General features: G+C 47.6%; 13 protein-coding genes. 9 read left to right on the top strand and 4 right to left on the bottom strand.

Translation table 11 applies throughout. The features are described from left to right. Positions 1–142: 142 nt before the first annotated feature. From GC130_RS15890 to GC130_RS28890, 9 genes are all read left to right on the top strand, one after another. Positions 143–502 carry a hypothetical protein gene (locus tag GC130_RS15890; protein WP_151999321.1) on the top strand — a complete coding sequence of 120 codons (360 nt, stop codon included), beginning with the start codon at positions 143–145 and terminating at the stop codon, positions 500–502. Between the two features lie 142 nt (positions 503–644). Continuing rightward, positions 645–1,148, top strand: coding sequence for a DUF3347 domain-containing protein (locus tag GC130_RS15885; RefSeq protein ID WP_226940519.1), 504 nt, complete (start codon positions 645–647; stop codon positions 1,146–1,148). 245 nt (positions 1,149–1,393) lie between these two features. Then, positions 1,394–2,827, top strand: a complete 1,434-nt coding sequence (locus GC130_RS15880) for a multicopper oxidase family protein (protein ID WP_151999320.1) — start codon at positions 1,394–1,396, stop codon at positions 2,825–2,827. Positions 2,828–2,951: 124 nt separating this feature from the next. Then, on the top strand, positions 2,952–3,533 hold the full coding sequence (locus tag GC130_RS15875; RefSeq protein WP_151999319.1) for a DUF2911 domain-containing protein: 582 nt from the start codon (positions 2,952–2,954) through the stop codon (positions 3,531–3,533). A gap of 22 nt (positions 3,534–3,555) precedes the next feature. Then, positions 3,556–5,571 (top strand): copper-translocating P-type ATPase, encoded by a 2,016-nt coding sequence (locus GC130_RS15870; protein ID WP_151999318.1) that lies wholly within the window; start codon positions 3,556–3,558, stop codon positions 5,569–5,571. Between the two features lie 248 nt (positions 5,572–5,819). Then, a complete protein-coding gene (locus GC130_RS15865; RefSeq protein WP_151999317.1) occupies positions 5,820–6,191 on the top strand; it encodes a metalloregulator ArsR/SmtB family transcription factor in 372 nt (123 codons plus the stop codon). Beyond that, positions 6,188–6,811: a mercuric transport protein MerTP gene (merTP, locus tag GC130_RS15860; RefSeq protein ID WP_151999316.1), complete on the top strand. Its 624-nt coding sequence runs from the start codon at positions 6,188–6,190 to the stop codon at positions 6,809–6,811. Before GC130_RS15865 ends, merTP begins: the two co-directional genes overlap by 4 nt. Before the next feature lie 8 nt (positions 6,812–6,819). Then, the gene (locus GC130_RS15855) at positions 6,820–7,020 is read left to right on the top strand and encodes a hypothetical protein (RefSeq protein WP_151999315.1); all 201 of its coding nucleotides are present in this window, start codon (positions 6,820–6,822) and stop codon (positions 7,018–7,020) included. A gap of 138 nt (positions 7,021–7,158) precedes the next feature. Next, complete coding sequence (locus GC130_RS28890; RefSeq protein WP_151999410.1) at positions 7,159–7,377, top strand: GDCCVxC domain-containing (seleno)protein; 219 nt, start codon at positions 7,159–7,161, stop codon at positions 7,375–7,377. Between the two features lie 186 nt (positions 7,378–7,563). On the opposite strand, the gene GC130_RS15845 is transcribed toward GC130_RS28890, so the two are convergent. The 4 genes from GC130_RS15845 to GC130_RS15830 all read right to left on the bottom strand — a co-directional run bounded on the left by GC130_RS15845 (position 7,564) and on the right by GC130_RS15830 (position 15,311). Next, positions 7,564–8,985 carry a rubredoxin gene (locus GC130_RS15845; protein ID WP_151999314.1) on the bottom strand — a complete coding sequence of 474 codons (1,422 nt, stop codon included), beginning with the start codon at positions 8,983–8,985 and terminating at the stop codon, positions 7,564–7,566. Positions 8,986–9,003: 18 nt separating this feature from the next. Then, positions 9,004–12,522, bottom strand: coding sequence for a nitrate reductase (locus GC130_RS15840; protein WP_151999313.1), 3,519 nt, complete (start codon positions 12,520–12,522; stop codon positions 9,004–9,006). A 110-nt stretch (positions 12,523–12,632) separates the two neighbouring features. Beyond that, entirely contained in the window at positions 12,633–13,991 is a 1,359-nt protein-coding gene (locus tag GC130_RS15835) for a NarK family nitrate/nitrite MFS transporter (RefSeq protein WP_193217881.1), read from the bottom strand. Positions 13,992–14,042: 51 nt separating this feature from the next. After that, complete coding sequence (locus tag GC130_RS15830) at positions 14,043–15,311, bottom strand: alginate export family protein (protein WP_151999311.1); 1,269 nt, start codon at positions 15,309–15,311, stop codon at positions 14,043–14,045. Positions 15,312–15,324: the final 13 nt, after the last annotated feature.

The raw sequence follows: 15,324 nt of genomic DNA, 5'->3' as shown, positions 1-15,324 counted from the left end.
TGAATGAGCCGTTCATTGCACTGCAAAGTTTATTCTTACCTACTGGAAAACTTTTTTTAGCTTGTGTGCGTTTTTTCGACGCATGCAACCGTTCCGAAAAATATTTGCAATACTCTTTTCCTGCATTGTGCTCTTGAGCTCAATGAGTTTCACCATCAACACACATTTATGTGGTGGAAGAGTTGAAAGTGTAGCTTTTTTTGTTGACGCTTCGGCTTGCTCAATGAATGAAAACCCGGGGTGTGCTTCCGACAATCACAACCCTGGCGGAAACCTGAAAAGGAGCGATTGCTGCTCTGATTTCAGCCAGCTAGTAGAGGCTCAAACGGATATGAAAAGCACCATGTCTGTTGATATTCCTGCCTCCAGCTATGCCACACAGGTAGTTTTTACCTCACTTATTTTGGCGGCGGAAAGAAGCAGTCAGCGTTCCACCAATGAATACGTTCCCCCATTGATAGATCGAGATATTCAAGTGCTCGTTCAGTCATTTCTTATTTAGGCCCCTGATCAATTTGGGAGTTTTAAGTTAGCGCCAAAATACTCTCGGGTATACGTGCTCCCCTCCATATTATTTCCACAAAATTTATTTATCAACTGTCACACATACATGTGGCAGATGGCTACATCAACAATCTATTAATATGAAAAAGTCAATTCTAATACTCAGCATGGCTTTGTTAAGCCTTTGTGCAAGTGCACAACACGACCACGCCAGTGGCACCGCTGAAAAGGCAACAAGTAAACAAATGGCACCAATGTTTGAAGATCAGAATATGGGTCTTGCCTATGGCGCATATATTCAATTGAAAGAGGCATTGGTGGCTTCCGAATCAAAAAGCGCAGCCACTGCGGCAGCTGGACTTCAAAAGTCACTGGCAGCGGTAGACAATAGTAAGTCTGCGCTTGCCGAAGCAGCCAAAGTAGCCAAGGCTGCTACGCTGGATGACCGGCGCAAAGCTTTTGTGGGCTTAAGCAATGAGATGACTGCCCTGGTGAAGGGAGCTAAGCTTTCAATGGGCACTATCTATTTGGATTATTGTCCTATGGCCAAGGGTTCTTGGCTTTCTAACGACAAGGAAATAAAGAATCCTTACTACGGGAGCAAGATGCTTTCCTGCGGCAGCGTGAAGGAGACGATTGAATAAGGGACAGGCCAAAACTAATAATGATCATACATAGAACTGATCATTCAAATGCTCAATCGCCACTGGTTAGGTTGTTTTTAAAGGCTGAAGTACTTGAATTCTTTTGAGTATTTCGGCCATTGAAACAAGCATCAAAGGCAGCGAACTTAAATAGGATGCCATTGTCGTGACTCTGCGGATACGTATGTGCGAAAAAGTAAAAAGCTTAAAAGGGCCGAAAAGAAACTTTTAAATTATCACGTGGTATGAAGAGAAGACATTTTGTAAAGCTTTCCGCTGGTTCTGTGGTTCTACCCATGGTTCTTCAGAACTGCATGTTCCATGACAGGGATGGAAATGCAGGCATCGTAGACACTGGGTTTGATATGCCATTGCCATTGCCGGAAGAAGCTGGAGCGTCTCTTGATTTGAGCCCAGGTAGCCAAAGAACCAGCATTTTAGAAGGCAAAACAACCAGCACGTTCGCCTATAGGAACAATATTCTCGGCCCAACCATTCGGGCTTTTAGGGGCGAGATGCTTACTGCCAGCGTGCAAAACGCTCTATCCGAGCCAACAAACGTACACTGGCATGGATTGAAGGTGCCAGCTAACATGGATGGCAATCCTGTCGACATTGTAAAAGCTGGAGAATCATTTCAATACAGTTTTCCAATTGATCAAAGAGCCGGAACCCACTGGTATCATCCGCATCCGCATGGCGCCACTGCAAGGCAAGTGCATAATGGCCTGGCCGGAATGCTTATTATCAATGATGACGAGGAGCTGGCGCTCGGGCTTCCCGCTGGCTATTTTGAGGTTCCACTAATCATTCAGGACAAAAGGCTGAAGGCAGGTAAATTGGTCTATGACCCGTCTATAATGGAGACGATGGCCGGGTACTTTGGTCAGACGATCACTGTAAACGGCGTAGTATCACCTTTTCACGAAGTTCAGGGGAGGTGGTACCGGTTCAGGATATTGAATGGATCTACTGCAAGGGTTTATAACCTTGCTCTGAGCCCCAATTTGGGCATGAAAATAATTGGGAGCGATGGTGGTCTGCTTGGTGCGCCTGAAGATGTCAATGAAGTCTTGCTTGGCACTGGCGAGCGACTGGACGTTTTGGTAGATTTTTCGGCAGAACCAGTAGGCTCTGAAGTCTATTTGGAAAGCAAAAAGTTCAATGGGGGATCGTCGCAAGGAGCCGAGAGCTTCAAAATCATGAAATTTATTATCGGGGCATCAAGCGGTGACACCTTTCAGCCACCCGGCTCTCTTTCGGTCATCGACAAGATTCCTGAAAATCAAGTAACTAAAGTCAGGAACTTTGAGATTAACAGGATGGGGATGATGGGCAGTGGAGCTATGCATACTTTCAATGGAAAGTCTTATAAGAGAGGCAGAGTTGACGAGACAGTGAAAGCCGGGGCCACGGAAATTTGGGAGTTTGACAATGCAGGCGATGAAATACACCCGATCCACATACACGCAGTTCAGTTTCAAATATTGTCAAGAACCGGGGGGAGGAATGGTATTATCCCCTCGGAGAAAGGATGGAAGGACACCGTTTTGATCTTACCGAAGGAAAAGGTCAGACTTATTATGACTTTCCCAGATACGCCTGGTGAATTTGTATTTCATTGCCATAATCTGGAGCATGAGGATGATGGCATGATGCTCAACTTTGAAATTGTATAGTTGTGCGAAGTGCCTGGTGCGCTGCTCGTAGCAGCTACAGCCGGGTAGCAATGCTCAGACAGACTTATAAAGTTTTCACTTAGTAATTAATCATTGATTTAACTTATAAAATAAACAAACCATCATGAAAAACCTAAGTTATCTTTTATTAGCGCTGGTGCTGCTAACAGCCGCCTGCGAGTCAAAGAAATCTTCCACGGATGAGCACCAGCACCACGCCACCGAACCTGTAGTTGCTTCGGTGGATACCCTGAAAAAAAGCATCCCCAAGGAAGCCCATGGACAGGTGGGAGGCGTGCACGTTTCTATGTCATACCACGCTCCCGGAGCCAGAGGACGGGTGATATGGGGAGGCCTTGTGCCTTTCAATGAAGTGTGGGTGACGGGTGCTCACAGTGCTACCAGCGTCACTTTTTCGAAGGCGGTGAAAATAGGTGGCGAAATTGTGCCCGAAGGAAAATATGCCTTATTCACCATTCCTGGTAAGGACTCTTGGCAGATAATTATCAATAGAAATTGGGAACAGCATTTAGCAGATGATTATTCCGCAGCCGAAGACGTGGTACGTGTTGAAGTGGTACCTCAAACTGATCTTCCGCTCCAGGAAAGGCTTAACTATAATATTGAGGACAAAGGCGATGGCAAGGGAGCTATTACCATGACGTGGGAAAAACTGGGTGTGACTCTGGAGTTCAGCGACAAATAGTAACAGACTTAAAATCAGCACAATGGAACATCATCATCATACTAGCAATCAAGAGCATCATGCTCACGAACATTCTAAACACAGCGGTTCGGACCACCACGGTCACCACACCCACATGATAGAGGACTTCAAGAAGAGGTTCTGGGTGTCGATTGTCCTTACCGTTCCTATTTTGGCACTATCCAAAATGATTCAGGAGTGGTTGGGATTTGAATTCGGTTTTGCAGGAGATCAATATGTTTTATTTGGACTGTCATCGCTCATTTTCTTCTACGGGGGTTGGCCTTTCCTGAAAGGGCTTGTTGATGAGGTAAAGGAAAAGGCTCCTGGTATGATGCTACTGATTGCAGTGGCCATTACAGTGGCCTATGGGTATAGCTCGGCCGTCGTATTCGGTTTGGAGGGAAAGGACTTTTTCTGGGAGCTGGCAACGCTGATTGTGATCATGTTGTTGGGCCACTGGATAGAGATGAAGTCAGTGATGGGCGCTTCCCGTGCGCTGGAGCTTCTGGTGCAAATGATGCCAGCGGAGGCGCACCTTGTTCACGACGATCATGTGATGGACGTGAAAGTGTCTGAACTAAAGAAGAATGACATTATACTCATTAAGGCCAACGAAAAGCTTCCCGCTGATGGTATCATAGTGGAGGGCGAGAGCTACCTGGACGAAAGCATGCTGACTGGCGAAAGCAAGCCAGCTAAGAAGGCAAAAGGCGATCAGGTCATTGGGGGATCTGTGAATGGCAATCAGTCCTTCAAAGTAAAGGTAGAAAAGACGGGGGAGGAGAGCTACCTCAATAAGGTGATTAAACTTGTGCAGGACGCACAAAAGGCGAAGTCTAAAACGCAGAACCTGGCCAATACGGCCGCCAAGTGGCTGGCATATGTGGCCATAAGCGCCGGTGCGATTACGCTCATCGTATGGTTGGCCATGGGCAAGCCAATGGACTATGCCCTGGAGCGCATGGTGACCGTGATGGTAATATCCTGTCCACACGCATTGGGATTGGCCATTCCTCTCGTAGTCGCCATTTCCACGGCTGTTTCGGCAGGCAAGGGCTTGCTGATCAGAAATAGAACTGCCTTTGAAAATGCAAGAAAGATTACTGCCTTTGTTTTTGATAAAACAGGCACTCTTACCGAAGGTGAATTCGGTGTTTCAAGGTTCGAAAGCTTGAGCAGTGACCTGAAGAAAGAAGATTTGATGACCGCCGTAGCGTCGTTGGAGCAAAGTTCCGAGCACCCTATTGCGCAGGGCATCGTGAAGGCAGCCAAAGAAGCAAAGCTGAAACTGAAGGATGTAAAGAGTTTTGAGTCGCTGACATCGAAAGGCATTCAGGGAAGTGTTGACGGCAAAAACTGGAAAGTAGTAAGCCCGGGTTATTTAAGAGAAAAGAATATTGATATTCCGAAAGAGGCTGGCTCTGACGCTGCTGAAACGATCGTATTCGTGATCAGGGAAGACAAACTGGTTGGGTTTATAGCTTTGTCGGATAAAATAAGGGAGGAAAGTGCTGAGGCCATCAAAACGCTTAGAGCGAACGGAATGAAGCTGTTCATGGCCACAGGTGACAATGAAAAGACGGCGAAGGCGGTCAGTGATAAGTTGGGCCTCGATGGCTATTACAGCGAGGTGCTGCCTGACCAAAAGGTCGACATCATTAAGAAGCTGCAGAAGGAAGGGCACTTTGTGGCAATGACCGGCGATGGAGTGAACGACGCCCCAGCGCTTGCTCAAGCCAACGTTGGTATCGCAGTGGGCTCAGGAACGGATGTGGCAGCAGAGACAGCTGATATCATTTTGGTAAACAGTAATCCAAAGGACATTGCCAACCTGGTAATTTTTGGGCGGGCTACTTATAAGAAGATGATGCAAAACCTGGCATGGGCCACAGGCTACAATGTTATCGCTTTGCCTTTGGCGACAGGCTTTATTCCTGGGTTTGTAATAAGTCCGGCCATCGGTGCCGTGTTCATGAGTCTGAGCACTGTGATAGTCGCTATCAATGCGCAGTTGTTGAGGCGGAGTATGAAATAACTTCAGTCTGCCGCCAGCATAGATGTAGAGGTAATCCATTTCATATTTGAGTATTTATTTGAATGCGCAAAAATGGCGTGAGTTCATGCTAGTGAACTTGCATAGCAGCCGACCTCCTGCTACCCCTAACTGTGCTTTAATCTTTGGTAAGAATATGACCAGCGGATAATAGTATTTTAGTTTTTACTAAAATATTGAAACCCTCTTTCTATCTTAGTGTTTAAGTATATACTAAAACATTAAAACGTATGAGCAACACGTGTATCAGGGTATTAGCGGATCACGTCCAAATTCAAGAATGCAAGGATGAACTAAATGAGCTGGAAGGTACCCTTAAAAATTTGACCAGGCTTTTTAATTTATCCGGCAACGCTGCTCGTCTCAAAATTCTTTATTTACTAAAGCGGGAAGGCGAGATGTGCCCTTGTGATTTGAGTGACATTTTAGAAATCTCAGTCGGCGGAGTTTCGCAGCACTTGCGAAAGCTCAAAGACGGAGGCCTTGTAGTGGACAAGAAAGTTGGTCAAACGGTCTTTTATTCGCTGGTTGCCCAGTCCACTGAATTATTATTGCCTGTTTTTGATATTCTTTCTACTTCTAAAAGAACAGTTGAATCATGAGCGCTGCAAAATCATCCAAAACTGCGGGTATTGGCCTGCTGGCGGCCATTACTACCTCGTTGTGTTGTATCACCCCCGTCTTTTCTGTGCTTGCGGGAATTGGCGGTATTGCCTCTACTTTTTCATGGATGGAGCCTTTGCGGCCCTACCTGATAGGTCTTACAGTGGCTGTACTTGCTTTCGCCTGGTATCAAAAGCTCAAACCCAGAGTGCAGGAACAAATAGGCTGCGCCTGTGAGGAAGAGGAAAAGCCCTCTTTCTGGCAATCGAAAAAATTTCTGGGAATCGTGACCCTTTTTGCCATTGTTGTGATGGCCTTTCCATCTTACTCTGGCATCTTCTTTTCTGATCAACCAACCAGTCAGATCGTTGTTGTGAAGGAAAATGACATAAAAGAAGCTCATCTGATTGTAAAGGGAATGACCTGCACGGGATGTGAGCACAGCGTAAATCATGCACTTACACAAAGCCCAGGGGTATTGGAGGCCACGTCATCGTATGAAACAGGAATAGCTACGGTGAAATTCGATCAATCAAAAGTGAATTTAGAAGAACTAGCTAAGGCTGTGGAAGTTGAAACGGGCTATATAGTGACCAATAAACAAGTTATAAACGAATAATGCTGAAAATGAAAAAGATAGTACTAGCTGTTGTCGTGATGGGAATGATAGGACTTTCCGTTTACGGACAAACTACTCCCGACGAGAGCCCGACTTCAAAGAACGAAGCAGAGGTGAAGCTGAAGATTACTGGCTTGACATGTGCAGGCTGTGCAACCCACGTTTTCAAAGATTGCAGGAAACGAAAGGTGTACTCGACAACCATGTAGAGTACCCAGGGGATATTGCTATTATTAAATACGACGATAAAAAGACCAAACCTTCAGAACTGATAGCAGCTATTGAGAAGAAAACTTCTTATAAAGCAACGTTATACATTGAGCCAAGGGAAAAAGATAATTGAAATCATGGAAAAAGAAATCGAACTACAATCTATACTAACCTGCCCTGTCTGCGGGCACCAAAAGGAAGAGACGATGCCCACTGACGCTTGTCAATTCTTCTATGAATGTGAAAGCTGTCACGAAGTGCTAAAGCCCAAAGCCGGCGATTGCTGTGTGTATTGCAGTTATGGTACTAATGCATGTCCTTCAATTCAGGAGGGTGGTAAAAGCAATTGTTGCTAATGAAATAATGATGTTGCGGCTGTTGATACGAGAAAGTCTTCCCCGACTTTCTTTGGCAAGGGGGTAAAAAAGTAGACTTATAACTCACACAGCGACTTGTTCATATGGGTGCAAAGGTGCTTTTGGCGGAAGCGACCAAAAAAGACTGTCGACCAAGGCTTTAAAATGCAACTACGGCTCACTTTCTCAAGAAGATAGCCTGAACTTCTTCTTCGAGGCACCACAGGTGGGACATGAATAATCATCAGAGAGTGCCTTGAATGATGTGCCAGCAGGAATCCCCTGCTCCACATCTCCAAGCACTTCATCATAAATAGTAAAACACTCTTCGCATTGGTAGTGCGACTTTGCATCTGAAAGCTCTACTTTGATCTCTTTTTTTCTTTCATTGCTCTTTTCATCCAATTGCTCGTAGTACATGTAGCTAAGCTCCAGCAGCAGCGGAGGGATGATTTCCTTTGTGATGTCTTTCACAAAGTACTGGTACTCCATCAGGTTGGGGTTGAAGTCTTTGGAGAACTGGATATTGTATGTTGGCACTTCGCCCACTGCTTCATTTCTTTCGATGACCACAGAGGTAAATAGCGTCACGTTTTTGGAGGATACGATGGAGAACGTGAGGCCATAAGTGCTGATGTCCATCTTGTCCATTTCCCGAACCAGAAAACTTTTCAGTTCCATGGCTTCTTTATCCAGCACGGGAATATGCCAGTTCAACTCCAGCGATGAGTGCCGCATGTTGATGCCATACCTGCCCAGCAGTTTCTCCCAGCCAATCCGATGTTTGTCTTCAATGCCCTTAAGAATGAAGGATTTCCATGGCGACAGGCTGATCTTTCCTATGTCTGTTTCGATACATCGCTGGCAAAGCGCTTTCAAAAACTTGATGTCAAATTGATTGTTTCGCCAATAAAGCCCCAGCCAGTATTTTCCATCGGGTATACGGTTGAACCCTTCGTAGTAAGGGAAGTTGACATCAGGATAAACCAGGGATTCTTTTACAGGTTGTGTGTTAATTTTTACTCGTTCTATGGCAGTGTGGTACAGGCTTTCAAAGGATATGTTTCCTTTTTCGTTTCTGGCTTCTTCCAGTGCTCTGGCCATCTTCGCTATGTCATAGCCATAAATCGAGCTGGGTGCCGCCCAGGGCCTGCTACCCATTTCATCGGACCTGAGGTACAAATACCAGTAGTTTTCGATACCTGATGCAATGAAATTGAATTGACCGGAAACCAGCGGCACCATGCTTTGGCTGGGGTCAACAATGTTGATTTTGTAGCCTGGCCGGTAGTCAAACGAGTCGAGTATGTAGTGGTAAATATGCGGCGCTAGCCAGCTTCTTCGGGGCATTACGTCGAGAGAAACGTAGGAGGTTACTATGTTCTGGTACTGATTGGCGTTGATTTCGTAGTCTGTTTGAATGGAAGCGAACGTTTTATCAAGATAGCCCTGATCGAATGTGTCCGCAGGAAACAGAATGTCCTGCCTCGACCCAAAGTGGATATACGAAGAGCCCAAATGGCTGGCAGTTTGAATGATCTTCAAAAAGTCGCCAGGCGAAATAATGCCACCCTTTACAAATACCCTTACCAGATTGAGTTTATCCATTGTTTCTTGCACTCTTGGTCAATTTAGAACTTCGGCAGGAATAGCCTCAAGATTCAGGATGTTTTTTACTTCAGGTTTGCAGCTGCCGCAGCCGAGCCCTGCGCCGGTTGCTTTGCAAAGGGAGGCTAAATCGCTGCAGCCACCGGCAATCGCTTTTTTGATATTGCCTTCGCCAACATTGTTGCAGCTGCACACCAGTTTGCCCAGCACAGCTTCCTTTTGCGAGCCCGACCGCAGCAAGCTTTTTCGTTTGTCCGACAGCTCAGTGCCATTTTCTATTAATTCTCTGAACTCAGCAAACTCAGCCTTGTCGCCCATGAGGATCACGCCCACCAGCTTGTCGTGATGGATGATGCACTTTTTGTAGTAGGAGAGGCCTTTGTCTACAAGCAGTATTTCATCATAGGCGGGGTCATTTTCAGGTGCTTCCGCCATGCCTATGGAGCACAGCGAGACATCGGCCATTTTCAAGATGTTCATCGGCGTGCAGCCTGTGAACCGGCTGTTAAGGTCCCCATTGAGGTAGTGAGCCAGCACGTCTGCATGTTTCTCGGCGGCGGCGGTAATGCCATTGAGCTGCCCTTCATGCTCCGCTATTTCTCCCAGGGCGTAAATGCTCGGGTCGCTGGTTTGCATGTAATCGTTGACTTTGATACCCCGGCCGCACTCAAGGCCGGCTTCTTTGCCCAGCTCCAGATTGGGCCTGGTTCCAATGGCATACACAATAGCGTGGCTGATAAGGCTCTTACCGCTTTTTAGTTTGGCCTCCAGGCACTGCTCATTTATTCTTTCTACCGACTGCACCTGATCGTTGGTGTATACCTGTATGCCCATGTTTTCAATTTCCTGCCTCAATAAATTGCTGGCAAGGCTGTCCAACTGGCGTTCCATCAGCCGGGATGAGAGTTGGATAATGCTCACCTTGATTTTTACTTCAGCAAGAGCTGCCGCCAACTCCAGGCCAAGCAATCCACCGCCCACTACTACTACATGGTTGCCTTCGCCCACGGTGGCTTTCAGCTCATCGGCATTGCGACGGTCTCGCATGGTAAAGATGCCAGGTAAGTGTATAGGTACGTCGGGCGGTACAAACGCCCTGCTACCAGTGGCCATCACCAGGGTGTCGTAGCTATGACTCACGCCAAACTGGTCAGCGACCATCTTGAGTGCCGGGTCAATGCTTTCAATGCTGTTTGACTGATGCAAATGCACGTTGAGTTGCTCAAATTCTCCGATTTTGAATTTGAGAAGGTCTTCCCACTGCTTTTGATCATTGATGTATTCAGGCAGCAATACACGATTATAAAACGGAAATTCTTCCTTTGAAAATACATGGATTTCGTCATCCAGGTTGAGCTCCCGGTGTGTGTTGATGAAGCGGTAGGCGGCAGCCCCAGCACCGACAATGACAATTTTCTGTGCTGGTTTTTTATGCGGTTTTACCTCTACCGCTGAAAACTTGAACCCGGGTTGCTTGGAGGTGGGGTCAAAAGCAGATGACGTCAGGTTGTTGGCCCTTGTGAGGTCTTTTTGCAGTGTTTTGCCCCAGTGCATAGGCAGGAAAACGACCCCTTTTTTGATAGTATCTGTCAGTTTGGCCACCACTTGCACGCTGCCCCTGCTGTTTTCAATGTCTACGGCCATTCCTTCTTTGATGCCTCTTTCTGCTGCATCGTGAGGGTGAATTTCGAGAAAAGGCTTGTCGATGTGCTGCTTCAGCTTGTTGACTTTTCCGGTGCGGGTCATGGTATGCCACTGGTCACGGATGCGGCCTGTGGTGAGGATGAGGGAATAATCAGGCGTTGGCTCCTCGGTAAGATTGGTGGGTGCATCAGATTTGATCTGCGCTTTGCCCGATGCAGTATAAAACTGTCTGTCGGTAAAAAGCCTGGGCGTGCCCGGGTGAACCGAGTCGGGAACGGGCCACTGAAAGGAGCCCTCTTTTTTCAGCCTTTCATAGCTGAGTCCCGAAATGTCGATTTTGGTGCCACGGGTCATGCTACAGTGCTCGGCGTATATTTCAGCCTGATTTTCGTAGTCGAAACCATGGTAGCCCATTTGCCTGGCAAAGCGGATCAGGATTTCACTATCAGGCAAAGCTTCTCCAGGTGGGGGCACCACTTTGTTCAGGTGGCTTATGCGCCGGTCGGAATTGGTCATCGTGCCTTCTTTTTCCAGCCAGCCAGCAGCAGGCAACACAAGATCCGCATACTGCAAGGTGTCCGACTGAGTGGAGATGTCCTGCACCACCACAAAGCGAGCGTTCTTCAGTGCTTCATCCACGAGGCGGGCATCGGGCATGCTCACCACGGGGTTGGTGCAAATGATCCAGATGGCTTTCATTTCGCCGCTTCGCAACGCTTCGAACATCTGCGTGGCGGTTTTGCCCGGCTTGTCCGAAATATGGTCGACGCCCCAGTAGGCGGCCACCTCTTTTCGGTGTTCAGGGTTCAGTAGGTTCCTGTGCGAGGCTAGAAGGGTTGCCATGCCGCCCACTTCCCGGCCTCCCATGGCATTGGGCTGACCAGTGAGTGAGAAGGGCCCCGAACCTGGTTTACCTACATGGCCTGTGACGAGGTTCAGGTTGATCAGCGCCAGGTTTTTACTCAGCCCCTCGGTGCTTTGGTTGAGCCCCATGGCCCACATGGTAATAAAGCCAGTAGCATTGCCAATATAGCTGGCGGCCTGCTTGATTTGCTCCAGCGGAACGTCGCAAATATTGGCAGCTTCTTCCAGAGAGGTGCTAAGTACTTTTTGTTTGTAGTCTTCGTATCCGTCGGTATGGTTCTGAACAAATTCTAGATCGATATCGCCATTTTCAATCAGGCATCTGCCTATAGCGTGAAGCAGGACCGTGTCGGTGCCTGGCCGGAGTTGTATATGCAGGTCAGCCAGGCTACACGAATCGGTGACCCTTGGGTCGATAACGATTACTTTAATGTCAGGGTGTTGTTCTTTGTGTTGTTCAAGTCGGCGGAAAAGGATGGGGTGGCACCAGGCCGGATTGGCGCCTGCGATTAGGAAGCAGTCGGCCAGTTCGATGTCTTCATAGGAGATCGGCACTGAGTCTTCGCCAAGGCTTTGCGTATAGGCTGCCACGGCTGAGCTCATGCACAAGCGGCTATTTGTGTCAATATTGTTGGTGCCAATAAAGCCTTTGGTCAACTTATTGACAAGGTAATATTCTTCGGTCAGGCATTGGCCCGATACATAAAAACCTACGGAGTCAGGGCCGTATTTAGCAATTAAAGACTTGAACACCGCAGCCGCTCTGCCAATGGCGGTGTCCCAGTCTGTTCTTTGCATGGGGTGCGATTTGCTCCACCGCATTTGAGGGTAGAGGAGGCGATCGGAGTGATCGGAAACAGTATAATGGAGGTTCCTTCCTTTAGAGCAGAGCATGCCCTTGTTCACCGGGTGACTAGCATCACCAGTTAAGTTCAGCCTTCCTCTTTTGTCAACAGATACTTCTACGCCACACCCCGTACCACAATAGGAGCAGGTTGATTTAAAGACTTTATCTGTAGATTCTTTCATAAGAGTCAATCTAAAGGGTCAAAGAAAAAGGGAACAGTGGGGCGGCAGGTTTCCATTTCCAATTTGCGCCGCCCCAGGGTTCCTTTTAACCAATTCAGTAGTATGAAAAGTTATGCGGGTACACGTTTCGGACTCAACTGAGTCTCCTTTACAGAAGCAAGTAATTCCTCCATTTCTTTTTCTGCTTCCTTTTCCATGACGGGCGAGAATTTGACGGCGAAAACTGTAAACGATACCGCCACCACAATGAAGCCCAGGATCATAAACGACTCAGGCCACTCAAGACCTGTGAGCTCTTTCTTAAAAAGGAACATGCCTGCTACTGCACCGGCGTTACCGCCAGCGCCAACAATGCCAGATACTGCGCCTAAAGCCTTTTTGTTGACAAATGGCACCACGCTAAAGGTGGCTCCTTCGCTCATTTGGACAAAGATGCTGAAAACCAGCAGCGAGCCAATAATGGTTGGTATTGTGCCCATCCGTGAGAATATCACAAGAGCAATTCCCTGGCAGAAAAGGGAAACAAAGAGCCATTTTACACGGCCTTTGAGACCGTTGCTTTTGCCAAACTTATCACCTAGCATTCCTCCCAATGAGCGAGCGAAAAGATTCATCAGGCCGAACAGGCCGGCAATCAATCCGGCAGTCTTCAGATCCATGGTGAAATAATCGGCAAAGTAGAGTGCTGCTTTTGAATTCACGATCAACTCCACACCGAAGCAAGCTCCGTAGATGAGAAACAAAGCCCAAACTCTGTAGTCCTTCAATGCCTCTTTGAAAACTTTACCACTGTTGCCTGATTTTGAGTGAGCTACCTTCTCTTCTATTTCTGAGTAGTTGCCCTCAGGTGTGTCTTTTGTGTATCTGTAGTAAACAAAGCCCATTACCAACAATAGAAAGCCGGGGGCTATCATGGCGTAGCGCCAGGCGAGGTGCTCAGAACCAAAGTAAGCCAGCGCTCCTGCGAAAACGAAGGGCATTACCTGTTGTGTTACGCCGCCGCCCAGGTTGCCCCAGCCAGCAGTTGTGGCATTGGCGGTGCCCACCACGTTAGGAGCGAACATCACCGAGGTGTGAAATTGGGTAATGACAAATGAGGCACCAATAGCTCCGATGAACATACGGGCGATAAGGAACTGCTCGTAGCTCTGAGAAAGGCCTACCAGCATCACAGGGATAGAACCCAACACCAGCAGCCAGGTGTAGGTGATACGTGGTCCAATTTTATCGCAAAGCCAGCCAACAAACAGTCTCATGAAGACGGTGGAGGCTACTGCCACCATATTAGTGGTTACAATTTGGTCGGTGGTGATGCCAAGGTCGTCTCGAACGATTTGCAGCATAGGGGCCAAACCAAACCAGCCGAAAAAGCAAAGGAAAAAGGCCAGCCAGGTAAGATGAAATGTGCGCATTTGAACCGAACTGAAATTGAACATATCAATCCGGGTTGCCTTATTTGATTTTGTCATGATACTCATGGTCATTTCTTTTTGAATGGATGAATTGATTGTATGAATAGGTCAGGGGGCAGATTCGAAGAAAGTAGGCTTGATGGTCAGCATGACCCATGCCCAGTTGTTAAAAGCACTGCTGCTACCCCCAGGCTTAATGATTTCCATGCTGGAGGAGGCCATCATTTGGGAATAGCCGACATGCAAAAGCGCATCTTTACTAAAGGCCTGGCTGAAAACCAGATCAAGCTCAGTACCAAGGTTGGTTTTGTAGGAACTGTTATCAGCTGATGGAATCTCAGAACCGCTAATGAACTGGTGAACGCCGGTTTCAAGTGCTCCTTTTTCAGAGAGTTTGAATTTAGCTGTTAGATAAAGGTCTTTGATACCCACGTTGCTGTGCCCGTTGCCCACGTAGAAGTAGTCCATGTACCCATAGAACTTGTGGTGAGTACCATAAAGCGGGTTAAAGGCATTGTCTTTGCTTCTGGTGGAGGATGCTCCGCTCAGGTAGTCGACACCCAAAGTGACTGGTGTCTTTCCCACAGGGTAGGTAATGTTGGCAGCCAGTAGGAAGGCACCTATGGACTTGCCTGCCGGATTCTTGCCAAACTGATAATAAGCTTCACCACTCAGGCTTACCTTCCCAAGTTTTTTAACTGCATATGCTCCGGCTGTTTGGCTGAAATAGACTACCGAATCAACAGCAGATTGCACCCCGTTGTTGAGCACAAGAAAAGACACATTACCGGATTCGAAAGCCTGATTAAACCAGGAAAACTGCATGGTTTTGTAGTTTCCGCCCAGGAAGTAGTAGGTGTTTTTCAGTCTGCCAGGTTCGGAGGGAGACAACACGTCTTCTTGATTGAAGGCTGCACCAACGTGCCACTTCGACTGATTTTTTTGCCATTGAAAGAGTGCCAGATCGTGTGACCTGCCCTGGGCAGCCCAGCCCAGGTTGCCCAGAATGCGGGCGTTGTCGTAATCCAGCGCCTGCCGACCGACCCTGATGGAAAGGGCATCCGTGAAATTGTACTGCCCCCAGGCTTCATACACGTTGGTTAGTGCTGCATCGGATTTGTACACCTGAGTGGCGCCGCCCCAAAGGCGGACATCCTGGAGGGTGATTTTGGCCGATACCTTGTCAGACTTGTAGTCAAAATAGAGTCTGGAGCGCTGCTCGGTAAAGAATGCCGCTTTGGCATCCTCGCTGGCCAGGGTCTTAAAACCATGGCGATACTCTGTACGTGGTCGTACCTCTCCGCCAATACTGAATTGGGCACTAACCTCAATAGCAGCCAGGCAGGAAATGAATAGGAATAGGTAGATTTTTCTCATGCTGTACGTCTTT

The organism is Imperialibacter sp. EC-SDR9 (assembly GCF_902498805.1).
In the GTDB taxonomy this organism is placed as follows: domain Bacteria; phylum Bacteroidota; class Bacteroidia; order Cytophagales; family Cyclobacteriaceae; genus Imperialibacter.
Note: the sequence above shows the minus strand (reverse complement) of the source record. Positions and strands in the feature narration are given on the sequence as shown.

Bases quoted from the DNA above. Each gene is read 5' to 3' on its own strand.
- GC130_RS15870 (WP_151999318.1), top strand. From the start codon at position 3,556: ATGGAACATCATCATCATACTAGCAATCAAGAGCATCATGCTCACGAA.
- GC130_RS15875 (WP_151999319.1), top strand. From the start codon at position 2,952: ATGAAAAACCTAAGTTATCTTTTATTAGCGCTGGTGCTGCTAACAGCC.
- merTP (WP_151999316.1), top strand. From the start codon at position 6,188: ATGAGCGCTGCAAAATCATCCAAAACTGCGGGTATTGGCCTGCTGGCG.
- GC130_RS15890 (WP_151999321.1), top strand. From the start codon at position 143: ATGAGTTTCACCATCAACACACATTTATGTGGTGGAAGAGTTGAAAGT.
- GC130_RS15885 (WP_226940519.1), top strand. From the start codon at position 645: ATGAAAAAGTCAATTCTAATACTCAGCATGGCTTTGTTAAGCCTTTGT.
- GC130_RS15840 (WP_151999313.1), bottom strand. From the start codon at position 12,522: ATGAAAGAATCTACAGATAAAGTCTTTAAATCAACCTGCTCCTATTGT.
- GC130_RS15830 (WP_151999311.1), bottom strand. From the start codon at position 15,311: ATGAGAAAAATCTACCTATTCCTATTCATTTCCTGCCTGGCTGCTATT.
- GC130_RS28890 (WP_151999410.1), top strand. From the start codon at position 7,159: ATGGAAAAAGAAATCGAACTACAATCTATACTAACCTGCCCTGTCTGC.
- GC130_RS15845 (WP_151999314.1), bottom strand. From the start codon at position 8,985: ATGGATAAACTCAATCTGGTAAGGGTATTTGTAAAGGGTGGCATTATT.
- GC130_RS15855 (WP_151999315.1), top strand. From the start codon at position 6,820: ATGAAAAAGATAGTACTAGCTGTTGTCGTGATGGGAATGATAGGACTT.
- GC130_RS15880 (WP_151999320.1), top strand. From the start codon at position 1,394: ATGAAGAGAAGACATTTTGTAAAGCTTTCCGCTGGTTCTGTGGTTCTA.
- GC130_RS15865 (WP_151999317.1), top strand. From the start codon at position 5,820: ATGAGCAACACGTGTATCAGGGTATTAGCGGATCACGTCCAAATTCAA.
- GC130_RS15835 (WP_193217881.1), bottom strand. From the start codon at position 13,991: ATGACAAAATCAAATAAGGCAACCCGGATTGATATGTTCAATTTCAGT.